Origin of the sequence: Streptomyces sp. NPDC059989 (assembly GCF_042736975.1) — a bacterium.
Classification (GTDB): Bacteria; Actinomycetota; Actinomycetes; order Streptomycetales; family Streptomycetaceae; genus Streptomyces.
In genome coordinates, this window is the sequence record NZ_JBHWUO010000008.1 from 191,861 (window position 1) to 211,051 (window position 19,191).

A 19,191-nucleotide genomic window follows, 5' to 3' on the forward strand; every position below is an offset into this window, starting at 1 on the left:
CACCGCACGACCCTGCGACTTCCCGAGAGGCTGAACCCGCGTGGCTGAGGAACAGAAACTCCGCGATTACCTCAAGCGAGCCATCAACGACGCCCAGACCGCGCACCGCAAGCTCCGCGAGGCAGAGGACAAGGAGCACGAGCCGATCGCGATCGTCGGCATGGGCTGCCGCTTCCCCGGCGGTGTCGGCTCCTCCGAGGACCTGTGGCGCCTCGTCGCCGCGGAGACCGACGCGGTCGGCCCCTTCCCCGAGGGCCGCGGCTGGCCCGAGGACCTGTACGACGCCGACCCCGAGCGCTCCGGCCACAGCTACACCCGGGAAGGCGGCTTCCTGCACGACGCCGGCCTGTTCGACGCCGGCTTCTTCGAGATCTCGCCGCGCGAGGCCCTCGCCATGGACCCCCAGCAGCGCCTGCTGCTGGAGGTCGCCTGGGAGACCGTCGAGCACGCCGGGATCGCGCCGGCCGCCCTGCGCGGCAGCAGCACCGGCGTCTACGTCGGCGCCACCGGCCAGGACTACGGCCCCCGGATGCAGGACGCCCCGCCGAGCGTGGAGGGGCTGGTCCTCACCGGAAGCACCTCCAGCATCATGTCCGGCCGCGTCGCCTACCACCTGGGCCTGACGGGCCCGGCGGTCACCCTCGACACGGCCTGCTCCTCCTCGCTGGTCGCCCTGCACCTCGCGGCGCGGGCCCTGCGGTCGGGGGAGTGCGACATGGCCCTGGCCGGCGGCATCATGATCATGGCGACGCCGGGCACCTTCGTGGAGTTCAGCCGCCAGCGCGGCCTCTCGGCCGACGGCCGCTGCAAGTCCTTCTCGGCGGACGCGGACGGCACCGGCTGGGGCGAGGGCGTCGGCATGCTGCTCGTCGAGCGCCTGTCGGACGCACAGCGCAACGGCCACAAGGTCCTCGCGGTCATCCGCGGTACGGCGGTCAACCAGGACGGCGCGTCCAACGGCCTCACCGCCCCCAACGGCCGCGCCCAGCAGCGCGTCATCCGCGACGCCCTGACCAACGCCCGCCTGACGGCGGCCGACGTGGACGTCGTGGAGGCGCACGGTACGGGCACCCGGCTGGGCGACCCCATCGAGGCGGAGGCACTGCTCACCGCCTACGGCAAGACCCGCCCGGAGGGGCAGCCGCTGCTGCTGGGCTCCGTGAAGTCCAACATCGGGCACACGCAGCACGCGGCGGGCGCGGCCGGAATCATCAAGATGGTCCTGGCCATGCAGCACGGTGTGGTGCCCAAGACCCTGCACGCCGACGAGCCGACACCGATGGTGGACTGGTCGGCCGGCGCGGTCGAGCTGGCGGGCGAGGCGCGCGAGTGGCCGGAAACCGGCCGCCCGCGCCGGGCGGCGGTCTCCTCGTTCGGTGTGAGCGGGACGAACGCGCACGTGGTGCTGGAGCAGGCCCCGGCGGTCGAGGAGCCCGCAGCTGCGGGCGTTGCCCCGGCGGTCGCCCCGTTCGTCGTCAGCGGTCGTACCGCCGGTGCGCTGGGCGCGCAGGTGGAGCGGCTGCGGGAGTTCGTGGCCGGGTCCGATGCCCGTCCGGTGGACGTCGGCGCTTCGCTGGTGGCTTCCCGGTCGGTGTTCGAGCACCGCGCCGTGATCGTCGGCGACGAGGTCGTCGACGGCGTCGCCGGCTCCGGCCGTACAGGTGTGGTGTTCACGGGTCAGGGCGCCCAGCGCGCTGGTATGGGACGTGAGTTGTATGAGGCTTTTCCGGCGTTCGCGGCTGCGTTTGACGAGGTTCTGTCTCACCTGGACGGCTCGCTGCGCGAGGTGATCCTCTCGGGCGAGGGTCTGGACGAGACCGGGAACACGCAGCCGGCGCTGTTCGCGCTGGAGGTTGCTCTCTACCGCCTGGTCGAGTCGTGGGGCGTGAAGCCCGACGTTCTGGCCGGCCACTCCATCGGCGAGATCGCCGCCGCGCATGCGGCCGGTGTCCTGTCGCTTGAGGATGCTGCGGCTCTGGTGTCGGCGCGTGGTCGTCTGATGCAGGCGCTCCCGGTGGGCGGTGCGATGGTCGCCGTTCAGGCGTCTGAGGAGCAGGTGCTTCCGCTGCTCGCGGGCCGGGAGAAGACCGTCGGTATCGCCGCGGTCAACGGTCCGATGTCCGTGGTCCTGGCGGGTGTTGAGGCCGATGTCCTGGAGATCGCGGGCTCTCTCGGTGTGAAGTTCAAGCAGCTCACGGTCAGCCACGCGTTCCACTCGCCGCTGATGGAGCCGATGCTCGACGACTTCCGCAAGGTCGTTGCCGGGCTGACCTTCAACGCCCCCCAGATCCCGATCGTTTCCACGGTCACCGGTCAGAAGGCAACTGCCGAGGAGCTGACTTCGGTCGACTACTGGGTCGACCACGTCCGCCGCCCCGTCCGCTTCGCCGACGCGGTCCGCACCATCGAGGCCCAGGGCGTCGAGTCCCTCCTCGAACTCGGCCCGGATGCGGTCCTGTCCGCCATGGCCGCCGCGGTCACCGAGATCCCGGCGGTTCCGGCCCTCCGCAAGGACCGCCCGGAGCCGGAGCAGCTCATCGCCTCCCTCGGCAGGCTGTTCACCACGGGTGTCCCGGTCGACTGGACCTCGTACTACGAAGGCTCCGGCGGCCGGCGCGTAGACCTCCCGACCTACGCCTTCCAGCACGAGAACTACTGGCTGGTGCCCGCCGCCGGGGAGGCGACCGAGTACGCCGCCCCGGTCGTGGTCGAGCACAGGCCCTCCCGCATCGGCGGCGGAGCGGCCGAACTGATCGACGAGCTCGCCGCACTCGGCGACGACGAGCAGAACGAGCGCCTGCTGCAGCTCGTGCGCGAGCAGCTCGCCGTCGTCCTCGGCTACGCCGATCCCGGCTCCGTCGGCGCACAGCAGATCTTCACCGAGCTGGGCCTGACCTCCATGACCGCCGTGGACCTGCGCAACCGCCTCAACGCGGTGACCGGCCTCCGGATCCCCGCCACGGTCAGCTTCGACCACCCCACCCCGCAGGCCGTCGCCACCTACCTCCGCGACGAGCTCCTCGGCTCCGACAGCGTTCGGACCTTCACCGCCACCCGCGCGAGCGACGAGCCCATCGCCATCGTCGGCATGGCCTGCCGCTACCCGGGCGGCACCGCCTCGCCCGAGGACCTCTGGCGCCTGGTGTCCGACGGCATCGACGCCATCGGTCCGCTGCCGGCCGGCCGCGGCTGGGACGAGGACCTGTACGACCCGGACCCCGACCGTTCCGGCAAGAGCTACACGCGGGAAGGCGGCTTCCTCTACAACGCCGACCAGTTCGACGCGGGCTTCTTCGGGATCTCGCCGCGCGAGGCACTGGGCATGGACCCGCAGCAGCGGCTCCTGCTGGAGACGGCCTGGGAGACGTTCGAGCGGGCCGGCATCGACCCCGAGTCGGTACGCGGCAGCCAGACGGGCGTCTTCGCCGGAGGCAACGGCGCGGACTACGCCACGATGATGACCCGCGCCCCCGAGGGCGTCGACGGCTACCTGATGACCGGCAACGCGGCCAGCGTCGTCGCGGGCCGGATCTCGTACGCCTTCGGCCTCGAAGGCCCGGCCATGACGATCGACACGGCCTGCTCGTCCTCGCTCGTGGCCCTGCACCTCGCCGCGCAGGCCCTGCGCTCGGGCGAGTGCGAGATGGCCCTCGTCGGCGGTGTGACGGTCATGTCCACCCCCGGTACCTTCATCGAATTCAGCCGCCAGCGCGGGCTCGCCCCGGACGGCCGCTGCAAGGCCTTCTCGGCCGACGCGGACGGCACCGGCTGGGCCGAGGGCGTCGGCATGCTGCTCGTCGAGCGGCTCTCGGACGCGCAGCGCAACGGCCACAAGGTCCTTGCCGTCGTCCGCGGTACGGCGGTCAACCAGGACGGCGCCTCCAACGGCCTCACCGCCCCCAACGGCCCGTCCCAGCAGCGCGTCATCCGCCAGGCCCTGGCCAACGCCCGCCTGACGGCGGCGGACGTGGACGCCGTCGAGGCCCATGGCACGGGCACCCGGCTGGGCGACCCGATCGAGGCCGAGGCGCTCCTCGCGACCTACGGCCAGGAGCACTCGGACGAGCAGCCGCTGTGGCTGGGCTCGCTGAAGTCCAACATCGGCCACGCCCAGGCCGCGGCGGGCGTCGGCGGTGTCATCAAGATGGTCGAGGCGATGCGGCACGGCGTCCTGCCGAAGACGCTGCACGCCGACCAGCCCTCGCCGCTCATCGACTGGGCCTCCGGCGGCGTCGAGCTGCTCACGGAAGCCCGGGACTGGCCGGAGACCGGCCGCCCGCGCCGCGCGGCCGTGTCCTCCTTCGGAGCCAGCGGTACGAACGCGCACGTGGTGCTGGAGCAGGCCCCCGAGGCCGAAACGCCGGCGGTCGAGGGTGCGGCTCCGGCGGTGACGCCGTGGCCCGTGTCCGGCCGCACGGCCGGTGCGCTGCGGGAGCAGCTGGAGCGACTGCGCGAGTTCGCCGCCGCCTCCTCCACCGCCCGGCCGGTCGACATCGGCTGGTCGCTGGCCGCGAACCGCTCGCTGTTCGACCACCGGGCCGTGATCGTCGGTGACGAGGTCGTCGAGGGTGTTGCCGGGTCGGGTCGGCTCGGTGTGATGTTCACGGGTCAGGGTGCTCAGCGCGCCGGTATGGGGCGTGAGCTGTACGAGGCGTTCCCTGCCTTTGCGGCTGCCTTTGACGAGGTTCTGTCGCACCTGGACGGGTCGCTGCGCGAGGTGATCTTCTCGGGTGAGGGCCTGAACGAGACGGGGAACACGCAGCCGGCGCTGTTCGCGCTTGAGGTTGCTCTCTTCCGTCTGGTGGAGTCGTGGGGTGTGAAGGCGGAGGTTCTGGCGGGTCACTCGATCGGTGAGATCGCTGCCGCGCATGTGGCTGGTGTGCTGTCGCTTGAGGACGCTGCGGCTCTGGTGTCGGCGCGTGGTCGTCTGATGCAGGCACTGCCCGAGGGCGGTGCGATGGTCGCCGTTCAGGCTTCCGAGGAGCAGGTTCTCCCACTGCTCGCGGGCCGGGAGAAGACCGTCGGCATCGCGGCGATCAACGGCCCGACGTCCGTGGTCATCGCGGGTGTTGAGGCCGATGTCCTGGAGATCGCCGGTTCGCTGGGTGTGAAGTTCAAGCAGCTGACCGTCAGCCACGCGTTCCACTCGCCGCTGATGGAGCCGATGCTGGAGGACTTCCGCGAGGTCGTTGCCGGGCTGACCTTCAACGCCCCGCAGATTCCGATCGTTTCCACGGTCACCGGTCAGGCGGCGACCGCTGAGGAGTTGACCTCGGTCGACTACTGGGTCAACCACGTTCGCCGACCGGTCCGCTTCGCCGACGCCATCGAGACCATCGAGGCCCAGGGCATCGAATCCCTCCTCGAGCTCGGCCCCGACGGTGTCCTGTCCGCCATGGCGGCCGAGGTCGCCGAGTCGGTCACCACGGTCCCGGCGCTCCGCAAGGGCCGTCCGGAGCCGCAGCAGCTCATCGCCTCCCTCGGCCGGCTGTTCACCGCGGGCGTTCCGATCGACTGGACCTCGTACTACGAAGGCTCCGGCGCCCGACGCGTCGACCTCCCCACCTACGCCTTCCAGCGCGAGTCGTTCTGGCTCGTCCCCGTGGCCGACAGCGCCGACGTGCACGCGGCCGGCCTCGCCTCCGCGGGCCACCCGCTGCTCGGCGCGGCCGTCGAACTCGCCGACGGGGAGGGCCTGATCCTCACCGGCCGGCTGTCGCTCCCGACGCACGGCTGGCTCGCCGACCACGCGGTCGCGGAAACGGTCCTGCTGCCCGGTACCGCGTTCGTGGAAATGGCCACCCAGGCCGGCGACCGCGTCGGCTGCGGCACCATCGAGGAGCTCACCCTCGCCGCGCCGCTGATCCTGTCCGAGCGCGGCGGCGTCCAGGTGCAGCTCACCGTCGGGGCTCCCGACGATTCCGGGCGCCGGGTCCTGACCGTCCACGCCCGGCCCGAAGGCCAGGACGGGGACGCCGAGGCCTGGATCCAGCACGCCTCCGGTGTGCTCGCGCCGACCGCCCCCCGCATTCCCGGCGACCTGGTCGAGTGGCCGCCGACCGGTGCCGTCGAGGTGGACGTCGAGGGCGCGTACGAGCGGCTCGCCGACCAGGGCTACGGCTACGGCCCCGCCTTCCAGGGGCTGCGCCGCGCCTGGCGGCGCGACGACGAGGTCTACGCCGAGGTCGAGCTGCCCGATGCGCAGCGGATCGACGCGGGGCTGTTCACCCTGCATCCGGCCCTGCTCGACGCCACGCTCCACGCCATGATGCTCAAGGCGCTGGAGGACGCGTCGGAGCCCGCGCTGCCCTTCTCGTGGGGCGGGGTCACCGTGCACGCCTCCGGGGCCGCCGAGCTGCGCGTGCGCTTCGTGTCCACGGGCGCCGACACCGTCTCCCTGCTCATCGCGGACGGTGCGGGCAAGCCCGTCGCCGAGGCGGACTCGCTGCTGTGGCGGACCGTCTCCGTGGACGCGCTGGGCAGTGCCCGGACCACCTACCACGAGGCCCTCTTCCAGGTGGAGCGGACCAAGGTCGCCGGTGCGGCGACCGCGCCCGCCGACGGCTGGGCCCTGCTGGGCGACGGCGGACCGGGCCTGGCCCAGGGGCCGTTCCCCGGCCTGCGCAGGTACGAGGGCGTATCCGCCCTGCTGGGCGCCGTCGATGCGGGCGAGCCGGTCCCGCCGGTGACGCTGCTGCCGCTCGCGGCCGCGGCCCCCGCGGCCGGCGGTGTGCCGGACGCGGTGCGCGAGGTCACCTACCGCGCGCTGCGCCTGGCCCAGGAATGGCTCGCGGACGAGCGCCTCGAACAGTCCACGCTGCTGGTCGTGGCGAGCGGAGCCGAAGGCGGAGACCTCGCCCTGACCTCCGCGTGGAGCCTGCTGCGCTCGGCGCAGACGGAGAACCCCGGCCGGATCGTCCTCCTCGACCTCCCCGAGGGGTCGGAGACCGGCCCCGCGACCTGGCAGGCGCTGATCGCCGCCCCGGCGACCGGCGAGCCGCAGCTCGCGATCCGCAACGGGGAGCTGTACGCGCCGAGGCTGGCGCGGATGGCCGTCGCGCCCGAGACCCCGCAGGCGCGGCCGCCGTTCGACCCGGACGGAACGGTGCTCGTCACCGGAGCCACCGGTGTGCTCGGCGGCATGCTGGCCCGCCGCCTGGTCACGGCGTACGGGGTGCGCCACCTCCTGCTCACCAGCAGGAGGGGCCCGGCCGCCGACGGCGCCGACGCCCTGCGCGACGAACTCACCGCGCTCGGCGCCCAGGTGCGGATCGCCGCGTGCGACGCCGCCGACCGGGACGCGCTCGCGGAACTGCTCGCCTCGATCCCGGCGGAGCAGCCGCTGACCGCGGTCGTCCACACGGCCGGTGTCGCCGACGACGGCGTCATCGCCTCGCTCACCCCCGAGCGGGTGGACGGCGTCCTGCGCCCCAAGGTGGACGGGGCGTGGAACCTGCACGAGCTGACCAAGGACCTGCCGCTGTCGGGGTTCGTGCTCTTCTCCTCGGCGGCCGCCGTCTTCGGCGCCCCGGGCCAGGGCAACTACGCGGCCGCGAACGGGTTCCTGGACGCACTCGCCGAGTACCGGCGCGCCGCGGGCCTGCCCGCGTCGGCGCTGTCCTGGGGCCTGTGGGCCGAGGCCAGCGGGATCACCGGCCACCTCGGTGAAGCCGACCTCCAGCGCATGATCCGCGCCGGCCTGCTGCCGCTGACCGCGGACGACGGCCTGGCGCTCTTCGAGACCGCGCTCGGCGGCGACCGCGCCTGGGTCCTCCCGATGCGCCTCGACACGAAGGCGCTGCGCGCCCAGGGCGACGCACTGCCCGCGATCCTGCGCGGCCTGGTCCGCCAGGCCCCGCGGCGGGCCGCCGCGGGCGCGGCGCCGGGTACGGGGGCCGGCGGATCGGGCCTCGCCCAGCGCCTGGCCGCCCTGTCACAGCCCGAACAGGACACGGTCCTGCGCGATCTGGTCTGCGCGCAGGTCGCGACCGTACTGGGCCACGCGGGGCAGGACACGGTCGACGCGGAGCGTGCGTTCAAGGAGCTCGGCTTCGACTCCCTCACCGCCGTCGACCTGCGCAACCGCCTCAACGGAGAGACCGGACTGCGCCTGCCGGCCACGCTCATCTTCGATCACCCGACCCCGCAGGCCCTCGCCACGCACCTGCGGGAGGAGCTCGTCGATGCCGGGGTGTCGCCCGAACGGCTGGTGATGGAGCGCATCGAGGCGCTGGAAGCCGCCCTGACGAGCCTGGAACTGGACGAGATGGCCGCGGCCCAGACCCAGGTCCGGCTGGCGTCGCTGATGTCCGCATGGGACGGGAGCCGGTCCAACCGGGGCGCGGCGGAAGGCGCCGACGTGACCGAGGACCTGGAATCGGCATCCGTCGAGGAAATGTATGAATTCGTCGGCAAGGAATTCGGAATCACCTTCGACTGACGCGAGGAGAAGAGGCGGCCGGCGGCCCCGTGAACGGCGGCCGGCCGCCGACATCAGAAGAAATTCGAATTCCGGACTTGTCGAAATGAATGGGTAGGGAACGCAGAAATGTCGAACGACGAAAAGCTCCTCGGTGTCTTCAAGAAGGTGACCGCCGACCTGGTCCAGACGCGCAACCGTCTGCAGGAGCTCGAAGAGAAGAACCAGGAACCGATCGCCATCGTGGGCATGGCCTGCCGCTACCCCGGTGACGTCGATTCGCCGGAGGGCCTGTGGCGGCTCGTCGAGAACGGCACCGACGCCATATCGCCGTTCCCGAGCCGGCGCGGCTGGCCCGAGGACCTCTACGACGCCGACCCCGAGGCGAAGGGCAAGAGCTACACCCGCGAGGGCGGCTTCCTGCACGACGCCGACCGGTTCGACCCCGACTTCTTCGGCATGAGCCCGCGGGAAGCCCTCGGCGTCGACTCCCAGCAGCGACTCCTGCTGGAAATCGCCTGGGAGACCTTCGAGCGCGCCGGAATCGACCCGACCACGGTCAAGGAATCCGCCGTCGGCGTTTTCACCGGCGTCATGTACGGCGATTACGGCCTGCGGCTGCGGGACATTCCCGAGGGCCACGAGGGGCACATCCTCACCGGCAGCGCGGGCAGCGTCGCCTCCGGCCGCGTGGCCTACAACCTGGGCCTGACCGGCCCGGCCGTCACCGTCGACACGGCCTGCTCCTCCTCGCTGGTCGCCCTGCACCTCGCCGCGCAGGCGCTGCGCTCCGGCGAGTGCTCCATGGCCCTCGCGGGCGGCGTGACCGTCATGTCGACGCCGGGCACCTTCGTGGAGTTCAGCCGCCAGCGCGGCCTCGCCGCCGACGGCCGCTCGAAGTCCTTCTCGGACGACGCGGACGGCGTCGGCTGGGGCGAGGGCGTCGGCATGCTGCTCGTCGAGCGGCTCTCGGACGCGAAGCGCAACGGCCACAAGATCCTCGCCGTCGTACGGGGTTCGGCGATCAACCAGGACGGCGCCTCCAACGGCCTCACCGCCCCGAACGGGCCCTCGCAGCGCCGCGTCATCCGGCACGCCCTGCTCAACGCCCGCCTGACGGCGGCCGACGTGGACGTGGTGGAGGCGCACGGTACGGGTACCCGGCTGGGCGACCCCATCGAGGCCGAGGCACTCCTCGCGACCTACGGCCAGGAGCGGCCGGAAGGTCAGCCGCTGCTGCTGGGCTCGATCAAGTCGAACATCGGACACACGCAGGCGGCCGCCGGCGTCGCGGGCATCATCAAGATGGTCGAGGCCATGCGCCACGGCGTCCTGCCCAAGACCCTGCACGTGGGGGAGCCCTCGACCGAGGTCGACTGGTCGGCGGGCGAGGTGGAACTGCTGACCGAGGCGCGGGACTGGCCGGAGACGGGCCGTCCGCGGCGCGCGGCGGTGTCCTCGTTCGGCATCAGCGGTACGAACGCGCACGTGGTGCTGGAGCAGGCCCCCGAGGCCGAGACCCCGGCGGTCGAGGGTGTCGCCCCGGCGGTCGCCCCGCTCGTCGTCAGCGGCCGTACGGCCGGTGCGCTGGCTGCGCAGGTGGAGCGGCTGCGGGAGTTCGTGGCGGGTTCGGACGCCCGTCCGGTGGACATCGGCTCCTCACTGGTGGCTTCGCGTTCGCTGTTCGAGCACCGGGCGGTGATCGTCGGTGATGAGGTCGTCGAGGGTGTCGCCGGGTCTGGTCGTGTGGGTGTGCTGTTCACGGGTCAGGGTGCTCAGCGGGCCAGTATGGGCCGTGAGTTGTATGAGGCGTTCCCTGCCTTTGCGGCGGCCTTTGACGAGGTTCTGTCGCACCTGGGCGGCTCGCTGCGCGAGGTGATCTTCTCGGGTGAGGGTCTGGACGAGACGGGGAACACGCAGCCGGCACTGTTCGCGCTTGAGGTTGCTCTCTACCGTCTGGTCGAGTCGTGGGGCGTGAAGCCGGAGGTTCTGGCCGGTCACTCGATCGGCGAGATCGCTGCCGCGCACATCTCCGGTGTGCTGTCGCTTGAGGACGCTGCGGCTCTGGTGTCGGCGCGTGGTCGTCTGATGCAGGCGCTGCCCGCCGGCGGTGCGATGGTCGCGGTCCAGGCACCGGAGGACGTCGTTCTCCCGCTGCTCGCCGGTCGGGAGAAGACGGTTGGCATCGCTGCGGTCAACGGCCCGACGTCCGTGGTCCTGGCGGGTGTTGAGGCCGACGTTCTGGAGATCGCGGGCTCTCTCGGTGTGAAGTTCAAGCAGCTCGCGGTCAGCCACGCGTTCCACTCGCCGCTGATGGAGCCGATGCTCGATGACTTCCGCAAGGTCGTTGCCGGGCTGACCTTCAACGCCCCGCAGATCCCGGTCGTTTCGACGGTCACGGGTCAGGAGGCCACGGCCGAGGAGTTGACCTCGGTCGACTACTGGGTCAACCACGTCCGCCGACCGGTCCGCTTCGCCGACGCCATCGAGACCATCGAGGCCCAGGGCATCGGGTCCCTCTTGGAGCTCGGCCCCGACGGCGTCCTGTCCGCCATGGCGGCCGAGGTCGCCGAGATTCCGGCGGTCCCGGCGCTCCGCAAGGGCCGTCCGGAGCCGGAGCAGCTCATCGCCTCCCTCGGCCGGCTGTTCACCAGTGGCGTTCCGGTCGACTGGACCTCGTACTACGAAGGCACCGGCGCCCAGCCCGTCGACCTCCCCACCTACGCCTTCCAGCACGAGCGCTACTGGCTCATGCCGACCACCGGCATGGGTGACGTCTCGTCGGCCGGGCTGACCGCCGCGGGCCACCCGCTGCTCGGTGCCGCCGTCGAACTCGCCGACGGGGAGGGCCTCATCCTCACCGGCCGGCTCTCCCTCCAGACCCACCCCTGGCTCGCCGACCACGCCATCCTCGACACGGTGCTGCTGCCGGGCACGGCCTTCGTGGAGCTGGCCACCCAGGCCGGCGACCGGGTCGGCTGCGACACCATCGAGGAGCTCACCCTCGCCGCCCCGCTGGTCCTGACCGAGCGCGGCGCCGTCCAGCTCCAGCTGACCGTCGGCGGGCCGGACGCGTCCGGCCGCCGCGCGATCGCCGTCCACTCCCGCCCCGACGGCGGCGAGGACCAGTCCTGGACCCAGCACGCCACCGGCAGCCTGGTGACCTCGGGTTCCCCCGCGCCCGCCGGCCAGCTCGTCTGGCCGCCGGCCGGTGCGACCGAGGTCGACGTCCAGGGCGCGTACGAGCGGCTCACCGAGCAGGGCCACGGCTACGGCCCCGCCTTCCAGGGCCTGCGCCGCGCCTGGCGCTCGCCCGACGGCGAGATCTTCGCCGAAGTCGCCCTGCCCGACGAGCAGCGCACCGACGCCGCCCAGTTCGCCCTGCACCCCGCGCTCCTCGACGCCGCCCTCCACCCGCTGCTGCGCGGTGTGGTCGACGACGACCGCCAGGGCGGGCTGCCGTTCTCCTGGTCCGGGCTCACCGTGCACGGCGCCGGAGCCTCCGTGCTCCGCGTCCAGCTCACCCTGACCGGAGCCGACACGCTGCGGCTGGTCGCCTCGGACGGCACGGGCGCCCCCGTCGTCACCGTCGAGTCCCTGCTGTCCCGCGCCATCTCGGCCGAGGCGCTGCGCAACGCCGGGAACACCGGCAACGACGCCCTCTTCCACGTCGAGTGGACCCGCGTGCCCACCCCCGCCGCCGAGCCGGCCACCGACACCTGGGCGGTGCTCGGCGACGCCGGGTTCCCGGGCCTCACCGGGCTGGGGGAGCCGACCGGATGGCAGGCGCTCGCGGACGCGGACGCCGAGGTTCCCGCCGTCCTCCTCGCCCCCGTCACCCTGCCCGAGGCGCCCGACCCGGCGGCCGCCCTGCGCGCCGCGACACTGGGCGCCCTGGAACTCGTACAGAAGTGGCTGGCCGACGCGCGGTACGAGGACTCCCGACTGGTCGTCGTGACCCGGGGTGCCGTGTCGCTCGACTCCGACCAGCCCGGCGATGTAGCCCTGGCCGGCGTACGGGGTCTCCTGCGGACCGCGCAGAACGAGAACCCCGGACGCTTCGTCCTCCTCGACCTCGACCCCGCGGAGCCCGCGGACTCCCTGGCCGGGACGGTCGCCGCCGCCCTCGCCACCGGCGAGCCCGAGCTGGCCCTGCGCGACGGCGCCGCCTTCGCCCCGCGCCTCGCCCGCCTGGCCCCGGCACCGGCGGCGGACGGGACCGCGCAGCCCGCCTTCGGCCCCGACGGCACCGTGCTGATCACCGGCGCGACCGGCGACCTGGGCACCCTGCTCTCCCGCCACCTCGTCACCGAGCACGGCGTACGCAACCTCCTGCTCGTCAGCCGGCGCGGCGGCCAGGCCCCGGGCGCGGCCGAGCTGGCAGGCGAACTGACCGCGCTCGGCGCGCACGTCACCTTCGCCGCCTGCGACGTCGCGGACCGCGACGCGCTCGCCGCGCTGCTCGCCGCCGTACCCGCGGACCAGCCCCTGAAGGGCATCGTCCACACCGCGGGCGTGCTCGACGACGGCATCGCCGCGACCCTGACGGTGGAACAGCTCGACCGCGTGCTCCGGCCCAAGGTCGACGCCGCGTGGAACCTCCACGAGCTCACCAAGGACCTGGACCTGACGGCCTTCGTCCTCTACTCCTCCTCCGCCGCCACCTTCGGCGGCCCCGGCCAGGCCAACTACTCGGCCGCCAACGCCTTCCTCGACGAACTCGCCCGCCACCGCCGCGCCGCCGGACTCCCCGCCACCGCCCTCGCCTGGGGCCTGTGGGCGCAGACCGGCGGAATCACCGACAGCCTGACCCAGAACGACGTCGACCGGATCGCCCGCGCCGGCATGCTGCCGCTGGCCGAGGCCGACGGCATGGAGCTCTTCGACACGGTCGTCGGCTCCGGGCTCGCCTGGGCCCTGCCCACCCGCCTGGACCTGTCCGTCCTGCGTTCCCTGGGCGACGGACTGCCCGCGCTGCTGCGCGGTCTCGTACGGGTCGCCCCCCGGCGCAAGGCCGCCGCGGCCGGCACCGACAGCGCCGCCGCCAACGCGCTGGTCCAGCAGCTCGCCGGGCTCACCGACGCCGAGAGCGAGCGGGTCCTCGTCGACTTCGTACGCGGCCACGTGGCCGGCGTGCTCGGCCACAGCGACCACGCGGCCATCGGCCAGGACCGCGCCTTCAAGGAGCTCGGCTTCGACTCCCTCACGGCCGTCGAGCTGCGCAACGAGCTGAACGGGGCGACCGGTCTGCGCCTCCCCGCGGCGCTGATCTTCGACTACCCGACGCCGGCGGACATCGCCCGCTTCCTGCGCACCGAACTCGCCGGGACCACCGCCGCCCCCGCCGCCGCGCCCAGGGCGAAGGCGGTCGTGGACGACGACCCGATCGCCATCGTCGGCATGGCCTGCCGCCTGCCCGGCGGCGTCACCTCGCCCGAGGACCTGTGGCGCGTCGTCACGGAGGAAGTGGACGCCATCGGCGGCTTCCCCACCGACCGCGGCTGGGACATCGACGGCATCTACGACCCCGACCCGGAGGCGAAGGGCAAGAGCTACGCCCGCGAAGGCGGCTTCGTCGACGGCGTCGACCGCTTCGACCCCGCCCTCTTCGGGATCTCGCCGCGCGAGGCGCTGGGCATGGACCCGCAGCAGCGCATGCTCCTGGAGACCGTCTGGGAGAGCATCGAGCGCGCGGGCATCGACCCGGTGTCGCTGCGCGGCAGCCAGACCGGCGTGTTCGTCGGCGTCAGCGGCCAGGACCACGGCGGCGTGCTCGCCCAGGTCCCCTCCTTCGAGGGCCAGCTGCTGACCGGTAGCGCCAACAGCATCGCCTCCGGCCGCATCTCCTACCACCTGGGCCTGACCGGCCCGGCGATCACCCTCGACACCGCCTGCTCCTCCTCCCTGGTCTCGCTGCACCTCGCGGCGCAGGCCCTGCGCTCCGGCGAATGCGACCTGGCGCTGGCGGGCGGCGCGCTGCTCATGTCCACGCCCACGCTCTTCGTCGAGTTCAGCCGCCAGCGCGGCCTGGCCCCCGACGGCCGCTGCAAGGCCTTCTCGGCCGACGCGGACGGCACCGGCTGGGCCGAGGGCGTCGGCGTGCTCCTCGTCGAGCGGCTGTCGGACGCGCGGCGCAACGGCCACAAGGTGCTGGCCGTCGTCCGGGGTACGGCGGTCAACCAGGACGGCGCCTCCAACGGCCTCATGGCCCCCAACGGCCCCTCGCAGCAGCGGGTCATCCGCCAGGCCCTGGCCGGAGCCGGCCTGACGGCGGCGGACGTGGACGTGGTGGAGGCGCACGGTACGGGTACCCGGCTGGGCGACCCCATCGAAGCGGACGCGCTCCTCGCGACCTACGGCCAGGAGCGGCCGGAGGGCCGGCCGCTGCTGCTGGGCTCGATCAAGTCCAACATCGGGCACACGCAGCACGCGGCGGGTGCGGCCGGAATCATCAAGATGGTCCTGGCCATGCAGCACGGTGTGGTGCCGAAGACCCTGCACGTGGACGAGCCGTCCCCGATGATCGACTGGTCGGCGGGCGAAGTGGAACTCGTCACGGAGGCCCGGAACTGGCCGGAGACGGGCCGCCCGCGTCGCTCGGCGGTCTCCTCGTTCGGTGTGAGCGGGACGAACGCGCACGTGGTGCTGGAGCAGGCCCCGGCGGTCGAAGAGCCCGCAGCTGCGGGCGTTGCCCCGGCTGTGGCCCCGTTCGTCGTCAGCGGTCGTACGGCCGGTGCGCTGAAGGGGCAGATCGAGCGACTGCGCGAGTTCGCCGCCGGCTCGGACGCCCGTCCGGTGGATGTGGGTGCCTCGCTGGTGGCTTCCCGGTCGGTGTTCGAGCACCGGGCGGTGATCGTCGGCGACGAGGTCGTCGAGGGTGTTGCCGGGTCGGGCCGTGTGGGCGTGGTGTTCACGGGTCAGGGTGCTCAGCGGGCCGGTATGGGCCGTGAGCTGTACGAGGCCTTCCCTGCCTTTGCGGCGGCCTTTGACGAGGTGCTCTCGCACCTGGACGGCTCGCTGCGCGAGGTGATCTTCTCCGGTGAGGGACTGAACGAGACGGGCAACACCCAGCCGGCGCTGTTCGCCCTTGAGGTCGCTCTCTACCGCCTGGTCGAGTCGTGGGGCGTGAAGCCGGAAGTTCTGGCGGGTCACTCGATCGGCGAGATCGCTGCCGCGCATGTGGCTGGTGTGCTGTCTCTTGAGGACGCTGCGGCTCTGGTGTCGGCGCGTGGCCGTCTGATGCAGGCGCTGCCCGCTGGTGGTGCGATGGTCGCCGTTCAGGCTTCCGAGGAGCAGGTTCTCCCACTGCTCGCGGGCCGGGAGAAGACGGTTGGCATCGCCGCGGTCAACGGCCCGACGTCCGTGGTCATCGCGGGTGTTGAGGCCGATGTCCTGGAGATCGCCGGTTCGCTGGGCGTGAAGTTCAAGCAGCTCACGGTCAGCCACGCGTTCCACTCGCCGCTGATGGAGCCGATGCTCGACGACTTCCGCAAGGTCGTTGCCGGGCTGACCTTCAACGCCCCCCAGATCCCGATCGTTTCTACGGTCACCGGTCAGGCGGCAACTGCCGAGGAGTTGACCTCGGTCGACTACTGGGTCAACCACGTCCGCCGCCCGGTCCGCTTCGCCGACGCCATCGAGACCATCGAGGCCCAGGGCATCGAATCCCTCCTCGAACTCGGCCCCGACGGTGTCCTGTCCGCCATGGCCGCCGAGGTCACCGAGTCGGTCACCACGGTCCCGGCGCTCCGCAAGGGCCGCCCGGAGCCGGAGCAGCTCATCGCCTCCCTCGGCCGGCTGTTCACCAGGGGCGTTCCGATCGACTGGACCTCGTACTACGAAGGCTCCGGCGCCCAGCGCGTCGACCTCCCCACCTACGCCTTCCACCACGACTCCTACTGGCTGCTGCCCCCGGCCCCCACGGGCGACGTGACCTCCGCCGGACTCGACGAGGCCGGGCACCCGCTGCTCGGTGCCGCCGTCGAACTCGCCCACGGTGAAGGCGCGGTGCTCACCGGCCGTCTGTCGCTCCAGTCCCACCCGTGGCTGGCCGACCACGCCGTCTTCGGGACCGTCCTGCTCCCCGGCACCGCCTTCGTGGAGCTGGCCGTCCGCGCCGGCGACCAGGTCGGCTGTGACTCCGTCGAGGAGCTCACGCTCGCCGCACCGCTGGTGCTGCCCGAGCGGGGCGGCGTGCAGCTGCAGATCACCGTCGCCGGTGCGGATGCCTCCGGCCGCCGCGAGCTGGGGATCTTCTCCCGGCCCGACGGCGAGGACCAGTCCTGGATCCAGCACGCCAACGGCATCCTGGCCGCCGGCTCGGTGGCCGCGCCCACCGCCCCCCTCTCCGCCGCGTGGCCGCCCGCCGGAGCGCAGGAGATCGACCTGGCCGACGTGTACGGACGCCTCGTCGACCAGGGCTACGGCTACGGGCCCGCCTTCCAGGGCCTCGGCCGCGCCTGGCGGTCCTCCGACGGGGAGCTGTTCGCCGAGATCGCACTGCCCGACGCGCAGCGCGCGGACGCCGGCCGGTTCACCCTGCACCCCGCGCTCCTCGACGCCTCCCTGCACGTGCTGCTGCCGGGTGTCGCGGACGCCGACGGGAAGCCGGGCCTGCCGTTCTCCTGGTCCGGTGTCGCCGTGCACACCACGGGTGCCACCGCGCTGCGGGTACGGCTGACCCGTACGACCGCGGAGACCGGGCTGGACCAGGTGTCCCTCGCCATCACCGACCCGGTGGGCACGCCCGTCGCCACGGTCGGGGCGCTGCTCTCCCGCGAGGTGTCCGCCGAGATGCTGCGCAGCGCCGGCACCACGCACCACGAGTCGCTGTTCCGGGTCGAGTGGACGGCTGTGGCCGGGGCCGCCGCCCCGGAGACCGACCTCACCTCCTGGGCGGTGCTCGGCGCCGACACCCTCGGCCTGGGGGCGGGGCTGGACCCCGCCGGCGCCCTGCGCGGCCACGCCGACCTGCCCGCCCTGCGGGCCGCCGTGGATGCGGGCGAGCGGGTACCGGCCGTGGTCCTCCTCCCGCTGTCCGCCGCCGCGGACGGCATCGACACCGCCGACCTCGGCGGGATCGCCCGGGCCACCACGCACCGGGCGCTGGAGCTGGCCCAGGCGTGGATCGCGGACCGGCGCTTCGAGTCCTCCCGGCTGGTGCTCGTGACCAGCGACGCCGTCGCCGCCGACGCGGCGGCCGGGATCGAGGGTCTCGAACTCTCCGGCGCCTGGGGCCTGTTCCGCTCCGCGAGCACCGAGAACCCCGACCGGTTCGCCCAGATCGACCTGGACGGCACCGACGAGGCGCGGCGGCTCATCCCGGCCGCTCTCGCGAGCGGCGAGCGCGAGCTCGTGATCCGCGACGGGGAAGCCCGCGCCCCGCGGCTCGCCAAGGTGGAGGTCGCCCCCGCCGCACAGCCCGCTCCCTGGGACTCCGAGGGGACGGTGCTCGTCACCGGTGCCACCGGCGGTCTCGGCGTGCTGCTCGCCCGCCACCTGGTGGCCGAGCGGGGCGTACGGCACCTGCTGCTGGTCAGCCGGCGCGGTGACCGGGCACCGGGCGCGGCCGAGCTCGAGGCCGAACTGACCGGCCTCGGCGCGCACGTCACGTTCGCGGCCTGCGACGTGGTCGACCGGGCCGCGGTGGCGGAGCTGCTCGCCGGAGTGCCGGCCGAGCACCCGCTGACCGGGGTGGTGCACACCGCCGGTGTCCTGGACGACAGCATCATCGTGTCGATGACGGGCGACCAGCTGGACGCGGTCCTGCAGCCCAAGATCGACGCGGCGTGGAACCTCCACGAGCTGACGGCCGACCTGGACCTGAGCGCCTTCATCCTCTACTCCTCCGTCTCGGGCATCCTCGGCCCGCCCGGACAGGCCAACTACGCCGCCGGCAACTCCTTCCTCAACGCGCTCGCCCAGTACCGCCGTTCGGCCGGACTGCCCGCCACCTCGCTCGCCTGGGGGCTGTGGGACCACGGCATGATCGGCCACCTCGACGAGGCCGACCGCAAGCGCGTGGCCAAGGGCGGGGTGACCCCCATGTCCGAGGCCGAGGGCATGGCACTGTTCGACGCGGCCGTCGCGGAGGACCGCAACCTGCTGGCCCCCGTCCGCTTCGACACCGCAGCCCTGCGGGCCCTCGGCGAGAACCTGCCGCCGCTGCTGCGCGGCCTCGTACGGGTGGCACCGCGGCGGGCGGCGGCCGCGGCACCGGGCGGCGCGGGCACGGAAGGCCCGGCCCCGCTCGCCCAGCGGCTCGGCGCGCTCACCGGCGCCGAACGCGAGAAGGCCCTCGTCGACCTCGTACGTGGTGAGGTCGCGGCCGTCCTCGGACACGCCGGGCACGAGGCGGTCGACCAGGCCCGCGCGTTCAACGAGCTCGGCTTCGACTCCCTCTCGGCCGTCGAACTCCGCAACCGGCTCAACGCCGTCAGCGGACTGCGCCTGCCCGCGACGCTCGTCTTCGACTACCCGACGCCGGCGGCCGTCGCCGGATACCTCCTCGAGGAGATCCCGGTGGCCGGGGCCTCCCCGGTGGGCTCGCTCGCCGAGGAGATCGACCGCCTGGAGGCCAGCATGTCGGCCGCCGCGGGCGACGCGGCCGAGTACGAGGCCGCCGCGGAGCGACTGGAGAAGCTCCTGCTCCGGCTCCGCGAATCCTCCGGGGCCGGCGTCACGGCCGGCGCGTTCTCCGAAGACGACATCCACGGGGCGTCCGTGGACGAGCTGCTCGACCTGATCGACGAAGAATTCGACCTCGCGTGAGG

The 19,191-nt window shown here is 73.0% G+C and carries 2 protein-coding genes; both read left to right on the plus strand.

Going from position 1 to position 19,191, the window contains the following annotated elements; translation table 11 throughout:
• The first annotated feature begins 40 nt into the window (after positions 1-40).
• Positions 41-8,440, plus strand: a complete 8,400-nt coding sequence (locus tag ACFWBN_RS10095) for a type I polyketide synthase (protein WP_385173454.1) — start codon at positions 41-43, stop codon at positions 8,438-8,440.
• Positions 8,441-8,548: 108 nt separating this feature from the next.
• Positions 8,549-19,189 (plus strand): type I polyketide synthase, encoded by a 10,641-nt coding sequence (locus ACFWBN_RS10100; RefSeq protein ID WP_385173457.1) that lies wholly within the window; start codon positions 8,549-8,551, stop codon positions 19,187-19,189.
• The last annotated feature ends 2 nt before the right edge of the window (positions 19,190-19,191 follow it).